The sequence below is a fragment of the Burkholderia pyrrocinia genome (assembly GCF_001028665.1).
GTDB lineage: Bacteria > Pseudomonadota > Gammaproteobacteria > Burkholderiales > Burkholderiaceae > Burkholderia > Burkholderia pyrrocinia.
The window spans coordinates 428987-445133 of the sequence record NZ_CP011504.1 but is presented as its reverse complement, the minus strand read 5'-3'; the positions used below and the strand labels follow the sequence as shown (position 1 = coordinate 445133).

The 16147-nt window shown below is 67.8% G+C and carries 15 protein-coding genes; 8 read left to right on the top strand and 7 right to left on the bottom strand.

Features of this window, described 5'->3' with window-relative positions:
• Nucleotides 1-21: 21 nt before the first annotated feature.
• The 3 genes from ABD05_RS18235 to ABD05_RS18225 all read right to left on the bottom strand — a co-directional run bounded on the left by ABD05_RS18235 (nucleotide 22) and on the right by ABD05_RS18225 (nucleotide 2112).
• A complete protein-coding gene (locus ABD05_RS18235) occupies nucleotides 22-606 on the bottom strand; it encodes a nuclear transport factor 2 family protein (RefSeq protein ID WP_047901567.1) in 585 nt (194 codons plus the stop codon).
• Between the two features lie 104 nt (nucleotides 607-710).
• Nucleotides 711-1472 carry a class I SAM-dependent methyltransferase gene (locus tag ABD05_RS18230; protein ID WP_047901566.1) on the bottom strand — a complete coding sequence of 254 codons (762 nt, stop codon included), beginning with the start codon at nucleotides 1470-1472 and terminating at the stop codon, nucleotides 711-713.
• Nucleotides 1473-1485: 13 nt separating this feature from the next.
• Nucleotides 1486-2112, bottom strand: coding sequence for a LysE family translocator (locus ABD05_RS18225; protein ID WP_047901565.1), 627 nt, complete (start codon nucleotides 2110-2112; stop codon nucleotides 1486-1488).
• Between the two features lie 171 nt (nucleotides 2113-2283).
• Between ABD05_RS18225 and ABD05_RS18220 the strand changes: the two genes are divergently transcribed.
• From ABD05_RS18220 to ABD05_RS18210, 3 genes are all read left to right on the top strand, one after another.
• Nucleotides 2284-3084: an AraC family transcriptional regulator gene (locus ABD05_RS18220; protein WP_047901564.1), complete on the top strand. Its 801-nt coding sequence runs from the start codon at nucleotides 2284-2286 to the stop codon at nucleotides 3082-3084.
• Nucleotides 3085-3196: 112 nt separating this feature from the next.
• The gene (locus tag ABD05_RS18215) at nucleotides 3197-3616 is read left to right on the top strand and encodes an ATP--cob(I)alamin adenosyltransferase (protein WP_047901563.1); all 420 of its coding nucleotides are present in this window, start codon (nucleotides 3197-3199) and stop codon (nucleotides 3614-3616) included.
• A 110-nt stretch (nucleotides 3617-3726) separates the two neighbouring features.
• Complete coding sequence (locus ABD05_RS18210) at nucleotides 3727-4719, top strand: LysR family transcriptional regulator (protein ID WP_047901562.1); 993 nt, start codon at nucleotides 3727-3729, stop codon at nucleotides 4717-4719.
• A gap of 26 nt (nucleotides 4720-4745) precedes the next feature.
• On the opposite strand, the gene ABD05_RS18205 is transcribed toward ABD05_RS18210, so the two are convergent.
• The 3 genes from ABD05_RS18205 to ABD05_RS18195 all read right to left on the bottom strand — a co-directional run bounded on the left by ABD05_RS18205 (nucleotide 4746) and on the right by ABD05_RS18195 (nucleotide 7637).
• The gene (locus tag ABD05_RS18205) at nucleotides 4746-6017 is read right to left on the bottom strand and encodes a type II toxin-antitoxin system HipA family toxin (protein ID WP_047901561.1); all 1272 of its coding nucleotides are present in this window, start codon (nucleotides 6015-6017) and stop codon (nucleotides 4746-4748) included.
• Nucleotides 6014-6526 (bottom strand): helix-turn-helix domain-containing protein, encoded by a 513-nt coding sequence (locus ABD05_RS18200; RefSeq protein ID WP_047901560.1) that lies wholly within the window; start codon nucleotides 6524-6526, stop codon nucleotides 6014-6016. Before ABD05_RS18200 ends, ABD05_RS18205 begins: the two co-directional genes overlap by 4 nt.
• A 190-nt stretch (nucleotides 6527-6716) precedes the next feature.
• On the bottom strand, nucleotides 6717-7637 hold the full coding sequence (locus ABD05_RS18195; RefSeq protein WP_047901559.1) for a LysR substrate-binding domain-containing protein: 921 nt from the start codon (nucleotides 7635-7637) through the stop codon (nucleotides 6717-6719).
• A 108-nt stretch (nucleotides 7638-7745) separates the two neighbouring features.
• Here ABD05_RS18195 and ABD05_RS18190 point away from each other — a divergent pair, with 108 nt between their 5' ends.
• Nucleotides 7746-8828: a tartrate dehydrogenase gene (locus ABD05_RS18190; protein WP_047901558.1), complete on the top strand. Its 1083-nt coding sequence runs from the start codon at nucleotides 7746-7748 to the stop codon at nucleotides 8826-8828.
• Nucleotides 8829-9039: 211 nt separating this feature from the next.
• Nucleotides 9040-10350 (top strand): MFS transporter, encoded by a 1311-nt coding sequence (locus ABD05_RS18185; RefSeq protein WP_047901557.1) that lies wholly within the window; start codon nucleotides 9040-9042, stop codon nucleotides 10348-10350.
• 108 nt (nucleotides 10351-10458) lie between these two features.
• Here ABD05_RS18185 and ABD05_RS18180 read toward each other — a convergent pair whose 3' ends face one another.
• Nucleotides 10459-10962: a nucleoside/nucleotide kinase family protein gene (locus ABD05_RS18180; protein WP_047901556.1), complete on the bottom strand. Its 504-nt coding sequence runs from the start codon at nucleotides 10960-10962 to the stop codon at nucleotides 10459-10461.
• Nucleotides 10963-11177: 215 nt separating this feature from the next.
• Here ABD05_RS18180 and ABD05_RS18175 point away from each other — a divergent pair, with 215 nt between their 5' ends.
• The 3 genes from ABD05_RS18175 to ABD05_RS18165 are packed head-to-tail and all read left to right on the top strand — an operon-like array spanning nucleotide 11178 to nucleotide 16068.
• The gene (locus ABD05_RS18175) at nucleotides 11178-13334 is read left to right on the top strand and encodes a two-partner secretion domain-containing protein (RefSeq protein WP_047901555.1); all 2157 of its coding nucleotides are present in this window, start codon (nucleotides 11178-11180) and stop codon (nucleotides 13332-13334) included.
• A 17-nt stretch (nucleotides 13335-13351) separates the two neighbouring features.
• Nucleotides 13352-15124 (top strand): ShlB/FhaC/HecB family hemolysin secretion/activation protein, encoded by a 1773-nt coding sequence (locus tag ABD05_RS18170; RefSeq protein WP_047903630.1) that lies wholly within the window; start codon nucleotides 13352-13354, stop codon nucleotides 15122-15124.
• Between the two features lie 11 nt (nucleotides 15125-15135).
• Complete coding sequence (locus ABD05_RS18165; protein ID WP_047901554.1) at nucleotides 15136-16068, top strand: peptidylprolyl isomerase; 933 nt, start codon at nucleotides 15136-15138, stop codon at nucleotides 16066-16068.
• The last annotated feature ends 79 nt before the right edge of the window (nucleotides 16069-16147 follow it).

Below are 16147 nucleotides of genomic sequence, written 5' to 3'. Positions count from 1 at the left end.
CACGCAAGCGGGCGGGTTCGGTTACGCCGCTGCCGCCGCCTCCCGGAACGGCGCGAGGAACACCCAATCCGGCTGCGCCGCCGCCACATCCGCCAACCCGCGCGCGAACGCAGGCGCCGGCAGCCACGGATACCCGAACGCCGCGTGCAGCGCATCGAGTTTCACCGACTGCGGATCGTCGATCGTATCCATCCGCGCGATATGAATGTGCAGCGCGGTTATCCGCGCAACGCCGTCGCCATCGCACGCGAACTGCCAGCGATACGTGCCGTGCCCGATCCGCAACGCGCCGTTGTCCTTCTGCCGCATCACGACGAGCCACGACATTCCGCTGACGCCATGTTCGTCGACGACCGGTTCCGTGCAGACGTAATAGGTCCGGCACCGCTCGAACCGCTCGCCGAATTCCTCGACCAGCGTGCGCGCAATGGCCGCCGCGCCCATCACGCGCGGCGGAAAATCGATGTCGTCGTTTGCGAGCGAAAAGCTCAGCTCGGCATCGGCCGCGAAGCAGTCGGCGATCAGCGCGGGCCGGTTCAGGTCCTTCGCGCGCAGATAGCATTCGAGCGGCGCGCGAACCTGCGCGGGATGAAGCGGGAAGGGCATGGTCGAGCTTCCAGTATCGGGTTATCGGGTCGTATGCATGCGGCATGCGTATGTGCTGGACCCGCTGCCCGGTGCGGGCAGACGTAATCGAATCGAGCGCGCAATCAGGTGTAGCAGATCGCAATGATCTCCGCGCTGGTTGCAGCGTCGAACGGTGCGCGTTGCCAGTCGCCGCACCAGTCGGCCGACGAGAATCCGGCCGCGGCTACGCGTGCCTGCAAGTCGGGTTGCGCGATGAAGCGCAGCCGGCTCGTGTTCTTCAGCAACATGTCGTCGCGGCGGAAACGGTAGTACGTATCGAACGTCACGATCGCGCCGTCTACCGCGCGCACCGCGTGATGGAGATCGACGCCGCCGAATTCGTGCGATTCGACGCTGCACGCCGAATGCTCGGGCGTCCATGCACCCCACGGCGCGACGCGCGGGTTGCGGGTCTCGAACAGGAAACGGCCGCCGTCGGCGAGCACGCGCCGCGTGCCGCGCAATGTCGCGTCGATGTCGTCGTCGGTCAGCAGGCACTGGAATGCGTGCCCGGTCATCACGACCGCATCGAACGGCGCGCCGGGCGGCAGGCCGGGCAGATCGCAGGCGATCCAGCACACTGCGTCGGCGCCCGGCTGGCGTCGTGCGTAATCGATCATCGCCGGCGCGGGATCGATCGCGACGACGTCGTGTCCGGCCGCCGCGAGCCGGCGCGCGAACGTGCCGGTGCCGCAACCGAGATCGAGAATGCGTTGCCGCGCGGCGCCGATCACGGATGCGTAGAACGCAAAATCGCGATCGCCCGCATTGAACAGGTCGTAGACCGCGACGAGGCGCGGGTCGGTGTAGAGGGCTTCGCCGGCGGGCGCCGTGCCGGACGTCATGCGGCCGCGCGCATCAGCGCTGTTGCACGGCCACGCGCAACCCGAGCGCGATGAAGATCGAGCCGATGATCTTCCCCTGCCAGCGCGTGAGCCACGTGAGCCGTTTCACGATGCGGCCGAGCGGGCGGATCGAGCATGCGATCAGCGACGTATAAAGCGAGCTGAGCACGACGAAGATCAGCCCGAGCACCGCGAACTGAACGAACGTCGAGCCGCGTTCCGGATGCACGAACTGCGGCATGAACGCGAGAAAGAACAGCGCGGTCTTCGGATTCAGTACTTCGGCGGGAATCGCCTGCAGGTACGCCTTGAGCGGCGTGACGGGCGACACCGTCGGCAGCGACGGGTCGGACGGTTTGTCGAGCAGCGCGCGCACGCCGAGATAGATCAGGTACGCGGCGCCGACCAGCTTCACGACGTTGAACGCGAGCGCCGACGTCATCAGCAGCGCGGACAGCCCGACGGCCGCGAACAGCGTATGCACGAAGTCGCCGCTCGCGACGCCGAGGCCGGTCAGGATGCCGGTCTTGCGGCCGCCCTGCACGGTGCGGCTCAGCACGAGCAGCACGGCGGGGCCGGGGATCAGGAACAGGCCCAGAACGACGGCCGTGAAGGTGGTCAGCGTGGTCAGGTCGAACATGGCGGCTCCGGCAGGTTGGCGCAGCGGCAGGGGATCGGCGCATTGTATTCGGTTCGGCGCGCGGCCGCAGACGCAGCCCGCGAACCGCCCGGCTGCGCCGGCGCCTTTCTGGTATAAGCACGAAACGATGCGCGGGCACGGTGCCCGGCATCCTCCACCGCCTACCGTTTCATGCGCAAGCTTCCACCGACCACCGATCCCGCAGCGGACGCCGACGTCTACCACGTGCCGCGTCCGCTCGTCGTGTTCGGCGGCTCGGTCGTCGAGCCCGAGTGGCGGCTCGAGCGGCACAGCCATCGCCAGGCGCAGCTGCTCTACACGCTGAGCGGCGTCATCTATTGCGAGATCGACGGCGGCGTATGGAGCGCGCCGCCGCAATGCACGGTGTGGATTCCGGGCGACGTCCCGCATTCGGCGCGCGGCTCGGCCGGCGCGACCTTCTATGCGGTGCTGGTCCAACCCGATGCCGCGCTCGATTTGCCCGCGCGCTGCTGCACGCTGTCGACGTCGCCGCTGCTGCGCGAGCTGCTGCTGAAGGCGGCGAGCTTCCCGAACCTGTACGACGTCGACGGCCCGCAAGGGCGGCTGATAGCGACGCTGCTCGACGAACTCGTCGCGGCGCCGGTCGAGGACCTGTACCTGCCGATGCCGGTCGACCGCCGCTTGCGCAAGCTGATCGACCATCTGCTCGACGATCCGGCCGACAAGTCGTCGCTGCCCGAACTCGCGCGGCGCGCGGGCGTCAGCGAGCGCAGCCTGACGCGGCTCGCGACGAAGGAGCTCGGGATGAGCCTCGGCGACTGGCGTCGGCGGCTGCACGTCGCGTTGTCGCTGCGGATGCTGACGACCGGCCGCCGCGTGCACCAGATCGCGATCGATCTCGGCTACGAGAGCGCGAGCAGCTTCGTGACGATGTTCCGCAAGGCGACCGGCAAGTCGCCGACGCAATTCCTGACCGACCGGCAACGCTGAACGGCCGGCGCGCGCACGTTTGGCCGGAATGAAAAAGCGCTTGGCCGGGATGAAAAATGACGCGGTTGGCTTCGATCCATAAAATGAGAATCGTTCTCATCTGGAGGCCGACATGCAGATCGTCACGACTGAATTCCCGTTTGTCTGGTTGCGTTACAGCGGCTCGACGCACACCGATCCCGCCCGCCTGCTCGCCGAACTCGACGCGTTGCTGGCGCGCCGCGAACGCTTCGTTCTTCTGACCGACGATGCGCCGTCCGGCGACGATCGCGGCGCCGGCGATCACGAAATGCGCAAGCAGCTCGCGAAGTGGAGCAAGGCCAACCGCGCGCGGTCGCGCGAATGGATCCCCGCGATGATCGCGATCGAGCCCGACGCGGCGCGGCGCGTGGCGCTCGACGCGTTCTCGGGCGCGTTCGAGAAAGTCTGGGGCTATCCGTTGAACGCGGCGGCGACCCGCGACGCTGCGCTCGCGCTGGCGCAACGGCTGCTCGACGAACCGGCGCGCGGCGCCGCGGCCGCGAACGGCTGAACCGGCTGAACCGGGTGCTGCGTCGGCGGCGCGGCTTTCCTCGACATCGACACGCATGCACGGCGCACGAACGTGTGCCGCGGCATGCGGTAACCACGCAGGGGTGTCCGGTGGACAATCCGATCCGCGCGATGCGCATCTTCACGCGCATCGTCGACATGAACAGCTTTACGCGCGCGGCGCAGGCGCTCGGCATTTCGCGCGCGACCGCGACGCGGACCGTGCAGGAGCTCGAAGCGGCGCTCGGCATGCCGCTGCTGGTGCGCACGACGCGCGCGCTGCGTGCGACGCCCGAAGGCGACGCGTATTACCGGCGCTGCCTGCGCATCACGGCGGACGTCGACGAGCTCGAAGCCAGCATCCGTGGCGCCGCGCTGCGTCCGAGCGGGCCGCTGCGCGTCGAGTTGCCGGGATCGGTGGCGGGCGCGATCGTGTTGCCCGCGCTCGGCGAATTTCATGCACGGCATCCCGATCTCGTGCTGATGTTCGGCGTGTCCGGGCGCGCGGCCGACATGGTCGGCGACGCGGTCGACTGCAGCATCCGGCTCGGCGAGTTGCCCGATTCGTCGCTCGTCGCGCGCCGGCTCGGCATGCTCGAGCGCGTGACGTGCGCGAGCCCTGCGTATCTCGACCGCCACGGCGTCCCGCGCACGCTCGACGATCTCGCCGCGCATCGCGCGGTATGCGGATTGTCCTTTTCCGGTCGGCGCACGGCCGAACTCGATTTCACGGTGGATGGCGCGGTACGCAAGGTGCGGCTCGACGGCATCGTCAGCGTGGACGACGAGCACGCGTACCTCGCGTGCGGCGTGCACGGCCTCGGCCTGATCCAGCCGCCGCGTGTCGCCGCGCAGCCGTTGATCGACGCAGGACGGTTGCGGGAAGTGCTGCCGCGCTGGCGGCCCGATGCGATCGCCGTGTCGGCCGTCTATGTGAAGCGACCGCATGTGTCGCCCGGCGTGCGCGCGTTCGTCGACTGGATCGCCGAGCGGTTTGCGCAGAACCTGGAAGGTGTGGTCGTCGCGGGGCCCATGGCGCGACGGCCGGTGCGGGAAGCCGTCGAGATGAACGATCGCGAGGGCAGTCAGGTGGCGCTGGCGTGAACGAGGGGGGGCTGAACGAAAGGCGGTCAATCGTTCGCGAGATGGAACGCGTCGGCCATGCGCTCCTGCTCGCGGGCAGGCAGCGCGAGTTGCGTCGCCAGTGTTCTCCATTGGCTGACGATGCCGCGGAAGTCGTCGATGATCTCGTCGGCGTGCTGTAGGTTCAGCCGAAAGTATTCGCATACCTCGCGAGCAAGTTCGAGGTTCAGCGCGTTGTCTGCTTCCGTAATGTTGAGCTTGAGACCATCGGCAACGGCGACCGGATTCATGTCGTAGGCCGCCGAAAGCCTCCAGCCCGAACCCGGCACCAGAATGAATCCATGATTGCGGAGATGATCGTCGGTGTTCGAGACCAGGAGGTTGAAGACGATTCTCGCCCATAGCTCGCGCAAGTCGGCATTCGGTTGTGCGCCGTGCCGCATGAGGACTTCGGCCAATTCCAGGTAGCTGACGCCTGTCGACGCATCGTCGCCGTCGATGTGGCCGGTCATGGTCATTGCCGACGCGAAATGCAGACGTCGGCCATCTGCTGTCCGATCGAAACGCCGGACCAGGAAACAGTGATGGTCGCTCGCGAATTTTCGCGCCTCGGCGTGGGCGACGTTCAGGCCGCAACCGACCGCCAGCGCATTGACGACCATTTCCCAGCCACCCACGTCGTAGTCGTCCCGCGCGCTCGGAAACTTCGCAATATAGAGATGACCGCGATCGTCGGCGACGCTTGCCTTGGGTCTCGCGCCACCGAGCGAGCCGCCGGGGGCGATGAGCATCGACAACCAGTCGCGGCCATCCGGGGCGGTATTGTCGACGTCTTCCTCCAGCGCGCGACTCGCGTGTTCCAGTTCACGAATCTCTGCAAACGGCGGCGCAGCGAGATCATGACGATCGTCGAGAAATTCTCCGGCGTCGTCGAGCCGGTAGCGCAACGCACCGACGCGATAAAGGTCGTGAACGCCAAGCAGGTAGTCCGATTCGTGGAGTCGGGTGCCTTTCGGCCTCAGGCCGGCACGAATGTCTCGCTCCAGCCTGCGATCCATCAGCATGCGGCCCCACCGATCGGGGCTGGAATCGGCGAAGGCGCCGAACGCGTCCCGCGGCGAGGCCGGATATTGGGGGCCTTCAAAGAGACCGATTGCCGGATCGATCTGCACGTTTGCGAACTCGGGAACCGCCAGTGCGGCAGAGGCGTACTGGAACTCGAACCGCTCGCTTGCTCGCGTCTTGCGGCTGTGCAGGAGTCCGAGCTTTCGCGGTTCAGGCAAGCCGTCCCAATCTGCGTAGACACCGATCGTCGTCATTTCCCGCGATGCTCCCCATGCCGTTTTCGTGCCGGCTTCAGCAATGCGACGAGATCGGCTGCCGTCGTGCCGCGGGTATCGCCGGATTCGGTTGTTTCGGATGCCGCCGTGCCTGCTTCGGCCGATTTCGTGGTGGAGGGAGCGCTTGCGCGCATGCGCCGGTCGGGCGCGGGCGACGTGGCGGAGGAAAGAGACGGCGCGGTTCGTCGGGCGGATCGTGGTTTGACGAGGCGGGCGTCCTGAAGCTGGCGGCCGAATTCGTCCGTGGCGGCCAGCTTTTCCAGATCGCTCTGGAGCCCCAGCACCTGCATGACGGACAGATAGGCGCCGATGGTGACGCCCGACCCGCCGGCTTCCAGCGAACGAAGCGTCATCGGCGACATGCCGGCGCGTTCCGCAACCTGCTTGGCCGTCAGCTTCCGGCGCAGGCGCGCAAGCTTCAGCCGCTCGCCGAAGTCGGCGAGCAGTTGGTTCGATACCGGCAGGAGCGGAGCCGTCTTTTGTGCCATAAGGCTAATATTTCAATGTTTTGCTAACGAAGATGCCAAAATATTAGCACAATCGATGCAGCGCGCGAGCGCCTTTGAGGCTGCGTCGATATGTGGAAATGTAAATATTTTGGCGATTAACGGACAAATTAGCCAAAATTTTTGCATCCATTTCATGCGCGCGGAGCAGTCGTGCGCCCCATTCCGATTCCTACACCGCCCTCAACCGCCCCAACTCGTCAGCCAGAAAATCGACGAACGCGCGAATCCGCGCGGACATCTGGTGACGTTGCGCGTACACCGCATAGATGTCGGCGCTCGGCGTTTCGTGGTCGGGCAGCACGATGACCAGCCGGCCGTCGGCGAGATAGTCGCGGAGGTCCCATTCGGCGCGCATCAGGATCCCGTGCCCGTCGAGCGCCCACTTCACGGCGATCTCGCCGTCGTTCGTCGTCAGGTTGCCGTTGATCCGCACCGCTTCCGTGTTGCGTGCCGCGCCGCGCCCGCTGGTCAGGCGCCAGATCCCGTAACCTTCGTCGCCCTGCCGGATGCCGATGCAGTTGTGCCGCGTCAGGTCGTGCGGCGTGCCGGGCGTCCCGTGCCGCGCGAGATACGCGGGCGCCGCGCACAGCAGCCGGCGGTTCGGCGCGAGCCGCCGCGCGACGACGCGCGTGTCGGGCGGCTCGCCGAAGCGGATACACACGTCGAACGCGTCGTCGGTGAGCGGCGGCGGCATCACCGACAACTGCAACTGCACCGACACTTCCGGATAGCGTGCGACGAAGCGCGAGATCGCGGGGCCGACGTGGCTGCGCCCGAAACCGAGCGTCGCGTTCACGCGCAGCAGCCCCTTCGGGCGCTGCTTCGCGCTGCCGAGCAGCTCGCCGAGTTCGTCCATCTGGTCGAGGATCCGGCGTGCGTAGTCGAGATACACGTCGCCTTCGGGCGTCAGCATCATCCGCCGCGTCGTGCGGTTGACGAGCGTCACGCCCGCGCGCCGCTCCATCTGCGTGAGCCGCTTGCTGACGGCCGCCGCGGTCAGCCCGAGTTCGCGCGCGGCCGCGCTCAGGCTGCCCGACGCGGCCAGCGTCGAGAAGAAGCCGAGATCGGCCGGCTGGACGGTATCCGCCATGACGGGATTCGTGAATCAAAGTTAAAGATGCTTTGAGTCTAGCACCGGTTCCCGCACTCCTGGTTCGGTAAAGTGCGTTCACGCTCACGATCATTCGAGGATGTCCGCATGAAGACCTACCGTATCGCAACGATTCCCGGCGACGGCATCGGCAAGGAAGTGGTGCCGGCCGGCAAGCAGGTGCTGGAAGCGCTGGCCCGCGGCAGCGACCGCTTCGCATTCGAGTTCGAGGATTTCGACTGGGGCGCCGATTACTACCGCCAGCATGGCGCGATGATGCCGGCTGACGGCCTCGACGCGCTGCGCGACAAGGACGCGATCCTGTTCGGCTCGGCGGGCGACCCCGACGTGCCCGACCATGTGACGCTGTGGGGGCTGCGCCTGAAGATCTGCCAGGGCTTCGACCAGTACGCGAACGTGCGCCCGACGCGCATCCTGCCCGGCATCGACGCGCCGCTGAAGCGCTGCGGGCCGGACGACCTGAACTGGGTCATCGTCCGCGAGAACTCCGAAGGCGAATACGCGGGTGTCGGCGGCCGCGTGCACCAGGGCCATCCGATCGAGGCCGCGACCGACGTGTCGATCCTCACGCGCGCCGGCGTCGAACGCATCATGCGCTTTGCGTTCCGGCTCGCGCAGTCGCGTCCGCGCAAGCTGCTGACCGTGATCACGAAGAGCAACGCGCAGCGGCACGCGATGGTGATGTGGGACGAGATCGCGAAGCAGGTCGCACAGGAATTCCCCGACGTCACGTGGGACAAGGAGCTCGTCGACGCGGCGACCGCGCGCATGGTCAACCGGCCGGCGTCGCTCGACACGATCGTCGCGACCAACCTGCACGCGGACATCCTCAGCGATCTCGCCGCCGCGCTCGCCGGCAGCCTCGGCATCGCGCCGACCGGCAACATCGATCCCGAACGCCGTTATCCGTCGATGTTCGAGCCGATCCACGGCTCCGCGTTCGACATCATGGGCAAGGGGCTCGCGAATCCGGTCGGCACGTTCTGGTCGGTCGTGATGCTGCTCGAGCATCTCGGCGAGACGGACGCCGCCGCGCGCGTGATGCAGGCGATCGAGGCCGTGACGGCCGCCCCGTCGCTGCATACGCGCGACCTCGGCGGCAGCGCGACGACCGCGCAGGTGACGGCGGCCGTCTGCGAGCGCGTCGCGAACGCGGCGGTCGCGGCCTGACGATCGCAGCGGCGCAGCGTATATACGCTGCGATGTAGCGACGGCGCGTATGCGCAACCGGTAGCCGGCGCCGTATGTTCGTCATCCTGATGATTTTTCATGCCCGCGACTCGCGCGTCCGACGCGAGCCGGGCGCCGGCCCGCGCGCTTCGTCGCGGCGCCGGCGAGTACTCACAGACAGAGCACGGCTCGACCTCGAAGGAGGAGACACATGCAAACGGATCTGGAAACCCGCGTCGCGCGGAAACTGATGTGGCGCATCATTCCGTTCGTGATGCTGCTTTACTTCGTCAGCTTTCTCGATCGTGTCAACGTCGGCTTTGCCGCGATGACGATGAACAAGGCGATCGGCCTGTCGCCGACCGCGTTCGGGTTCGGCGGCGGCCTGTTCTTCATCGGCTACTTCCTGTTCGAAGTGCCGTCCAACCTGATTCTCCATCGTGTCGGTGCACGCATCTGGATCGCGCGGGTGATGATCACGTGGGGCATCGTGTCGGCGGTGTCCGCGTTCGCCGTCGGGCCGACGAGCTTCTACGTGCTGCGCTTCCTGCTCGGCGTGGCCGAAGCCGGGTTCTTTCCCGGCATCATCCTGTACCTCAGCCTGTGGTTTCCCACGAAGCAGCGCGCGGTGGCCGCCGCGTGGTTCATGGCGGCCGCGCCGATCTCGACCGCGATCGGCTCGCCGCTGTCGGGCGCGATCATGCAGATGCCGCCGATGTTCGGGCTCGCCGACTGGCAGATGCTGTATATCGTCGAAGCGCTGCCGGCGGTCGTGCTCGGCTTCGTCGTGCTGAAGTGCCTGACCGATGCGCCGTCGAAGGCCGCGTGGCTGCAGCCGGACGAGCGCGACTGGCTGATCGCGAAGCTGAAAGCCGAGGCCGACGCGCGGCACACGCATGCCGGGCATACGGCCGGCGCGTGGCAGGCGTTGCGCGATCCGCGCGTGCTGGCGCTTGCGCTGATCTACTTCGGCACGTCGGCCGGGCTGTACACGCTCGGGCTGTGGGCGCCGCTGATGGTCAAGCAGTTCGGCTTCACCGCGCTGCAGACGGGCTTGCTGACCGGCATCCCGAGCATCGCCGCGGTCGTCGCGATGATCGTCTGGGCGCGGCATTCGGATCGCACCGGCGAGCGCACGTGGCACGTCGTGATTCCCTGTGTGCTCGCGTGCATCGGCTTCGTGTTCGCGGGGCAGGCGAGCACCGCGCTCTTGACCGTGCTCGCGCTGGTCGTCGTCAACATCGGGATCAGCGCCGCGAAGGCGCCGCTGTGGGCGATGCCGAGCGCGTTCCTGTCAGGCGCGGGCGCGGCCGCCGGGATCGCGATGATCAACTCGATCGGCAATCTCGGCGGGTTCGTCGGGCCGTTCGCGATCGGCTGGCTCAAGCATGTGACGGGCGGGTATGCGGCGGGGCTCTACGTCGTGGCGGGCACGCTCGCGGTGTCGGCGGTCGTTACGCTGATGCTGAGCCGGAAGGCGTCGCAGCAGGCGCTCGTGTCGGGGGTGCGGCACAACCATTGAGGTGCGTGCACCGGGGCAACCGGTGCCCGATGCGTCACACGCCCAAAGCCCCGATGACCGTGAGACATGAATCGACGCGAATCCGTCACTATCGAGCACACTAGCGCGTCAAGGCTGCGAGTCCAGCGCGACGACGCGCCGCGCGATCTCCGTCGCGCACGCGTCCACCGACATGTGTGACGTGTCGACCAGACAGTCGCTGAAGGTTCGCGACGCATAGCCTTCGCGATACATCTGCGCGACGCGTTCCCGCTCCCAGTCCGTCAACACGCGCTCTCCCCGATTCGATCGCGCGACCGCTTCCGGCGGCGCCAGCGTCACGACGAACAGACGCGCCGAGCGCGCGTCGCACGCAGCGCGCAGACGCGCGAATTCCACTTCGCCGATCGGATAGGCGACCACAAGAAAACGTTTGTGCGTATCGGTTATGCAGCGAACGAGGCGCTCCAGCGCGATCGCCCACTGCACTTCGAACGGCGCATTTTCCGGCGCGTCGTGATCGTCGCCGTCGATGAAGCGGGCGTCGGGCAGCGCTTGCGCAAGCGCGGCGCCGATCGTCGATTTACCGCTGTTGATCGGGCCGTTGAGATGAATGACGGTGAGGGGAAGCACGGTGGCGCGCGGGATCGACCGAGGCTGAATGCAGGGAAGCGGCCATTATAAATGTAAGGATTGTGAAAGAAAATTTTTCACGTGATTCCTCTAAAGAAAGCCCTCGCGCCGCCGTTAGCGTTCAGCAGAAGCATAAAAAGCGTTGCAGACTGAAAACCACACGACCAAACAACCGAGGACCGCGCGGCCGGTGAAGCCGCGCGGATGACCACAAGATGGCACGCTGGAATTCGATACGGCGCGCGGGCACCGGGAGCCTGCGCGTGATCTTCTTTTGCCTGGCCGCGGCGGGTGCGCTGCCGCGCGCAGCGTCGGCCGCCGGCATCGCGCCGGACGGCGGCACGTCCACGCACGTGTCGATCGGGCCGAACGGCCGGCAACTCGTCGATCTGGCGCCGGCCGTCGGCGGCGTGTCGAACAACACCTATTCTTCGTTCAACGTGACGACGGCCGGCGCGACGCTGAACAACGTCGGCGTCAACGCGCGCACGATCGTCAACCAGGTGACGAGCACGAACCCGAGCCTGATCGAAGGCCAGATCGCCGTCGCGGGGTCGCGGGCGAACGTCGTGCTGGCCAATCCGAACGGCATCACCGTCAACGGCGGATCGTTCGTCAACACCGGGCACGTCGCGCTGTCCACCGGCAGCGTGAGTTTCAACGACCTGCAAATCGCGCCCGGCATCTATCAGCGCAACGTGCTGCTCGACACCGCGACCGGCACGATCGTCGTCGGCCCCGGCGGCCTCGCGAGCGCGCTGATCGGCCTCGACCTGATCGCCAGGAACATTCGCATCGAAGGCCCGCTGAACAACACGTTCTCGTCGCCGACGGCCGGCGTGCGGCTGCTGGCCGGCCGCGGCCGTGTCGAGCTGAACACCGGGCTGTCGCCGACCGACAACGCGAACGACTGGCTCGCGCGCAAGGCGACGATGAACCCCGACACGGCGTCGTCGTATGCGATCGACATCACGGCCGCCGGCAGCCTGACCAGCGGGCGCGTGCAGCTGATCGTCACGGATCGCGGCCCTGGCGTACGCAGCGCCGGCCCGCTGAACGCGTCACTCGGCGATTTCACGCTGACGTCGAACGGCAGCGTCGAGCTGTCGAACACGAAGATCGACGTCGCGCGCGACTTCAGCGTGACTGCGCAGGGCGGCATCGCGCTGGCCGACACGCAGATCAAGGTCAACGGCGGCAGCGCGAGCGTTGCGTCCGCCGGCGCGATCATGTTCGCCGGCAGCAGCCTGCTCGCGTCCGGCGGCGTGAAGCTGACCGGCGCCGGGATCGCACTCGCACCCGACGCGGCGCAGGCGGGCTCGACCATCGCGTCGTCGCAAAGCGGCGTCGTGTTGAAGAGCAGCGCGGATATCGCGAACGTCGGCTCGCTCGTGCAGGGTCAGGCCGCGATCGACGCGGATGCCGATTCGGCCGGTGCCGTCACGCTGAACGCGGCTGGCCGCATCCTGAACCAGTCGCTGCCGCAGACGCGGCTCGGCATCCTGTTCGGCGTGCAGGGCGACGTGTCGCTGACGGCGGGCGCGGATATCGTCAATCAGAATGCGCGGATCCTGTCGAACCGCAACGTGTCCGTCGTTGCCGGCGGCGACGTGAACAACGTCGTCGACCACAGCACCGGCGAGCAGAACGGCGCGGTGGTCGGCTTCTCGGAGCGCGGCGGGCGCTTCCTGTTCCTGCAGCATCGCAGCGACGGCTTCACGGTCGATTACGGCGCGCTCGCGGATGCGACGAAGCTCGCGTACATCACCGCGGATGCCGGCGACGTGACGATCCGCGCCGCGAACGTGACCAACATCGGCGGCTCGATCCTGTCGAACGGCGGCGCGATCGATATCGCCGCGCGCGACCGGCTGCTGACGCAGGCCGTGTTCACCGGGCAGGCGTCGTACCGGCGCACGTGCTTCGTGTTCTGCCGCGCGAGTGCGTCGTCGAATGTGCGGGCGCTCGGCGGCGTCATCGAGGCCAACACCGACATCACGCTGAAGGCCGGCACGCAGATCACCAACACCGGCGGCACGGTGCTCGCGCTCGGCAACCTCACGCTCGACGCGCCGAAGACACTCGCGCAGGGCGTGGCGGGCTACACCGCAATCAACCGCGACCACGACCTGAAGGCGTGGTTCGGCAATCGCTGGGCAGCGATCTACGCGGCCGATACGGGCGGCATCTTCACCGGCGGGTCCGGCAAGGTGCGCCTGACCGGTGAGGCCGACATCGAGGGCGGCGCCTTCAACGCGCCTGACGGCGTGTCGGCGGCAGGCGGCGTGGTGACGATTCGTCCGCCGGGCCGCCAACCGGTGACGATCGGCAACGGCAATCACCTGGGGCTCGTGTCTTGGTTCGGGCTGTGACGGGCCGTGCGCCGCTACTGGCCCGCGCGCTCCTGCTGACTGCAGGCGCGGCGTCGCTGCACGCGCATGCGCAGCTCGCGGGAGGGATCCCGCCGGGCATCGCCGCGCCGCGCGTCGAACAGGATCCGGCGCAGCGGCTGCTGCAGGAGCAGCGCGACCGCCAGCGCAGCGAAGAGATCGCACAGCCGCCCGCGCAGATCGCCGTGCCGGAACAGCCGGCGATGCCGAACCTGCCGGCCGATGCCGATGTCGAGACGCTGCCCGATGTCGCGCCGACGTTCCGGATCGACCATGTCGAATTCACCGGCGACACGATTCTCGGCCAGCCCGAACTCGACCGCATCGCCGCGCCGTTCATCGGCAAGCAGCTCGGGCGCAACCGCATCAACCTGCTGCTGCGCCGGCTGACGGAAGCCTTCATCGCGCGCGGCTACATCACGACGCGCGCGTACCTCGGGCCGCAGAACCTCGCGTCCGGCACGTTGAAGATCAACCTCGTGCCTGGCCGCGTGGCGGCGCTGACGCTGAACGGCAAGCCGCTACGGCCACGCGACCCGGACGAGAAGTGGTACGAGGTGCGCGGCGGGGGCCTGCTGACCGAAGCCGGCACCGCATGGGCGTTCGCGAGCGGCCCGGGCGACCCGCTGCGCCTGCCCGATCTCGAGCAGGGCGTCGACCAGATCAACCGGCTGCGCCGCAACCAGGCCGAGATCCAGATCCTGCCGGGCGAGACGCCGGGCGATTCGATCGTCGCAATTTCGAACCGCGCCGGCGATCGCCTGCATTACGACTTCGGCGTCGACACCTACGGCAGCTCGCAGACGGGCAAGATACGCTACCGCGCGGGCGTCGAAGCCGACAACGTGATCGGGCTGCAGGAATCGTTGTCGTTCAACTACGTCGGCACGACCGACACGAACGCGGTGGTGTTCTCGGCGGCGGTGCCGTACGGCTACCAGACCTTCAGCTACACGGTGTCGATGTCCGAGTACCAGCAGGCGATCGGCGACGTCGCGCTGCTCGAAGGCCGCACGTTCAGCCAGATGCTCGGCTGGAACGACGTGCTCGTGCGCTCGCCGCGCGGGCGCGTGAGCGTCGACGTGACGCTCAACAAGCTGCGCACCGAACGCGACTTGAACGGCCTGCCGCTGTCGCCGCAGAACCTCACGGTGCTGCGTGTCGGGCTGAACGGGCTCGTGCGCTTCGCCGCGCGCGGCCAGGGCGCCGCGGCGACCTGGGACGTCGGCGTGTCGCAGGGGCTGCCGTGGCTGTCGGCCACTCACGACCCGTCCGACATCGGCATCGACGACGCGCACAGCCAGTTCACCAAGCTCGACGCGACCGCCACGCTGCAGATGTCGCTCGGCACGCTCGCGGGCTCCGCCTGGGCCTATCGCGGCACGCTGCGCGGCCAGTACAGCCGCGTCGCGCTGTTCGGCAACGCACAGATCTTCCTGGGCGGGATGAGCTCGGTGCGCGGCTTCATCGAAGGCGGGATGGCCGGCGACAGCGGCGTGTACCTGCGCAACGAGGCCGCGTGGCAGAACGTGCCCGCGTGGCGCGACGCGCGCATCGAGCCGTACGTGTTTCTCGACGGCGGCAAGGCGCACCTGAACGCGCAGGGCGGCTGGCCGACGCTCGTCGGGGCCGGTGTCGGCGCGCGCGCGCAATGGCGCCTGAAGAGCGGCACCGTGTCGACCGAGGTGCTGCTCGGGCAGGCGCTCGCGCAGCCGGCGGCACTCGGCAGGAAAGCCACCGTATTGCTGGCCACACTCAACTGGACCGATTGAAGGGGAACCTCATGCATCGCCTGTCGAACCGTAGTGCCGTTGTAACCCGCTCGACCCTGTCCGCGCACGTGCGCCACCTGGGCCTCGGGCTCGTCGTCGCCGCGCTCTGCGGCCTGGCCGCGCCGCATGCGCACGCGGCGGCCAAAACGGCCCGCAAGGCCGCCGACGCGGCGCTCGCCGCGTCCGCGCCGCTGCCCGTCGATGCGGTGGCGAGCGTGAATGGCGTGCCGATCACGAAGGCGCAGATCGACGACGCCGTGCGCGCGGGGAAAGCGCCGGACACGCCGGCGCTGCGCGCCGCGCTGAAGAACCAGTTGATCGCGCGCGAGCTGTTCCGCCAGGCGGCGCTCAAGCTGCACTACGACACGAAGCCGCAGGTCGTCGCCGCGGTCGAGCAGGCGAAGGCGCTCGCAATGACGCAGGCGTACCTGCGCGACCAGGTCAAGCCGGCGCCGGTCGCCGATGCCGACGTGAAGGCGCGCTACGACGCGATCGTCGCGACGCTCGGCGAGAACGAATACAAGCCGAGTGTGATCGCGGTGAACGATGCGGACACCGCGAAGCAGATCGTCGCGCGCCTGAAGAAGGGCGAGGACTTCGGCAAGCTCGCGCAGGAATTCAGCAAGGGGCCCGGCGCTGCACAGGGCGGCGCGCTGAACTGGATCTCCTTCAAGACGCCGATCACCGCCGGCAACACGCAGAACTGGCCGCAGCCGCTCGCCGAGGCGCTCGTGAAGCTGCCGCAAGGCGGACTCACGCGTGATCCGGTGCAGGTCGGCGACACGTACTGGATCCTGCGCGTCGACGACAAGCGGCCGACGCAGGTGCCGGCGTTCGAGCAGGCGAAGGACACGCTGCGCCAGCAGCTCGAACAGGTCGCGCTGGAGAAGGCGACCTCGCAGGTGGTGGCGGACCTGATCCGCAACGCGCACATCCAGCAGTAAGCGGCGACGCCGGGCGCAGGCCCGGCCAACCGTAGATGCGGCATCGGGCGGGGAAACCCGGTGTCGCGTCTCGCCATGG

What these genes read in the sequence shown, in the direction of transcription:
- ABD05_RS18235 (WP_047901567.1), bottom strand. Translation starts at nt 606, where the DNA reads ATGCCCTTCCCGCTTCATCCCGCGCAGGTTCGCGCGCCGCTCGAATGC.
- ABD05_RS18230 (WP_047901566.1), bottom strand. Translation starts at nt 1,472, where the DNA reads ATGACGTCCGGCACGGCGCCCGCCGGCGAAGCCCTCTACACCGACCCG.
- ABD05_RS18225 (WP_047901565.1), bottom strand. Translation starts at nt 2,112, where the DNA reads ATGTTCGACCTGACCACGCTGACCACCTTCACGGCCGTCGTTCTGGGC.
- ABD05_RS18220 (WP_047901564.1), top strand. Translation starts at nt 2,284, where the DNA reads ATGCGCAAGCTTCCACCGACCACCGATCCCGCAGCGGACGCCGACGTC.
- ABD05_RS18215 (WP_047901563.1), top strand. Translation starts at nt 3,197, where the DNA reads ATGCAGATCGTCACGACTGAATTCCCGTTTGTCTGGTTGCGTTACAGC.
- ABD05_RS18205 (WP_047901561.1), bottom strand. Translation starts at nt 6,017, where the DNA reads ATGACGACGATCGGTGTCTACGCAGATTGGGACGGCTTGCCTGAACCG.
- ABD05_RS18200 (WP_047901560.1), bottom strand. Translation starts at nt 6,526, where the DNA reads ATGGCACAAAAGACGGCTCCGCTCCTGCCGGTATCGAACCAACTGCTC.
- ABD05_RS18195 (WP_047901559.1), bottom strand. Translation starts at nt 7,637, where the DNA reads ATGGCGGATACCGTCCAGCCGGCCGATCTCGGCTTCTTCTCGACGCTG.
- ABD05_RS18190 (WP_047901558.1), top strand. Translation starts at nt 7,746, where the DNA reads ATGAAGACCTACCGTATCGCAACGATTCCCGGCGACGGCATCGGCAAG.
- ABD05_RS18185 (WP_047901557.1), top strand. Translation starts at nt 9,040, where the DNA reads ATGCAAACGGATCTGGAAACCCGCGTCGCGCGGAAACTGATGTGGCGC.
- ABD05_RS18175 (WP_047901555.1), top strand. Translation starts at nt 11,178, where the DNA reads ATGGCACGCTGGAATTCGATACGGCGCGCGGGCACCGGGAGCCTGCGC.
- ABD05_RS18165 (WP_047901554.1), top strand. Translation starts at nt 15,136, where the DNA reads ATGCATCGCCTGTCGAACCGTAGTGCCGTTGTAACCCGCTCGACCCTG.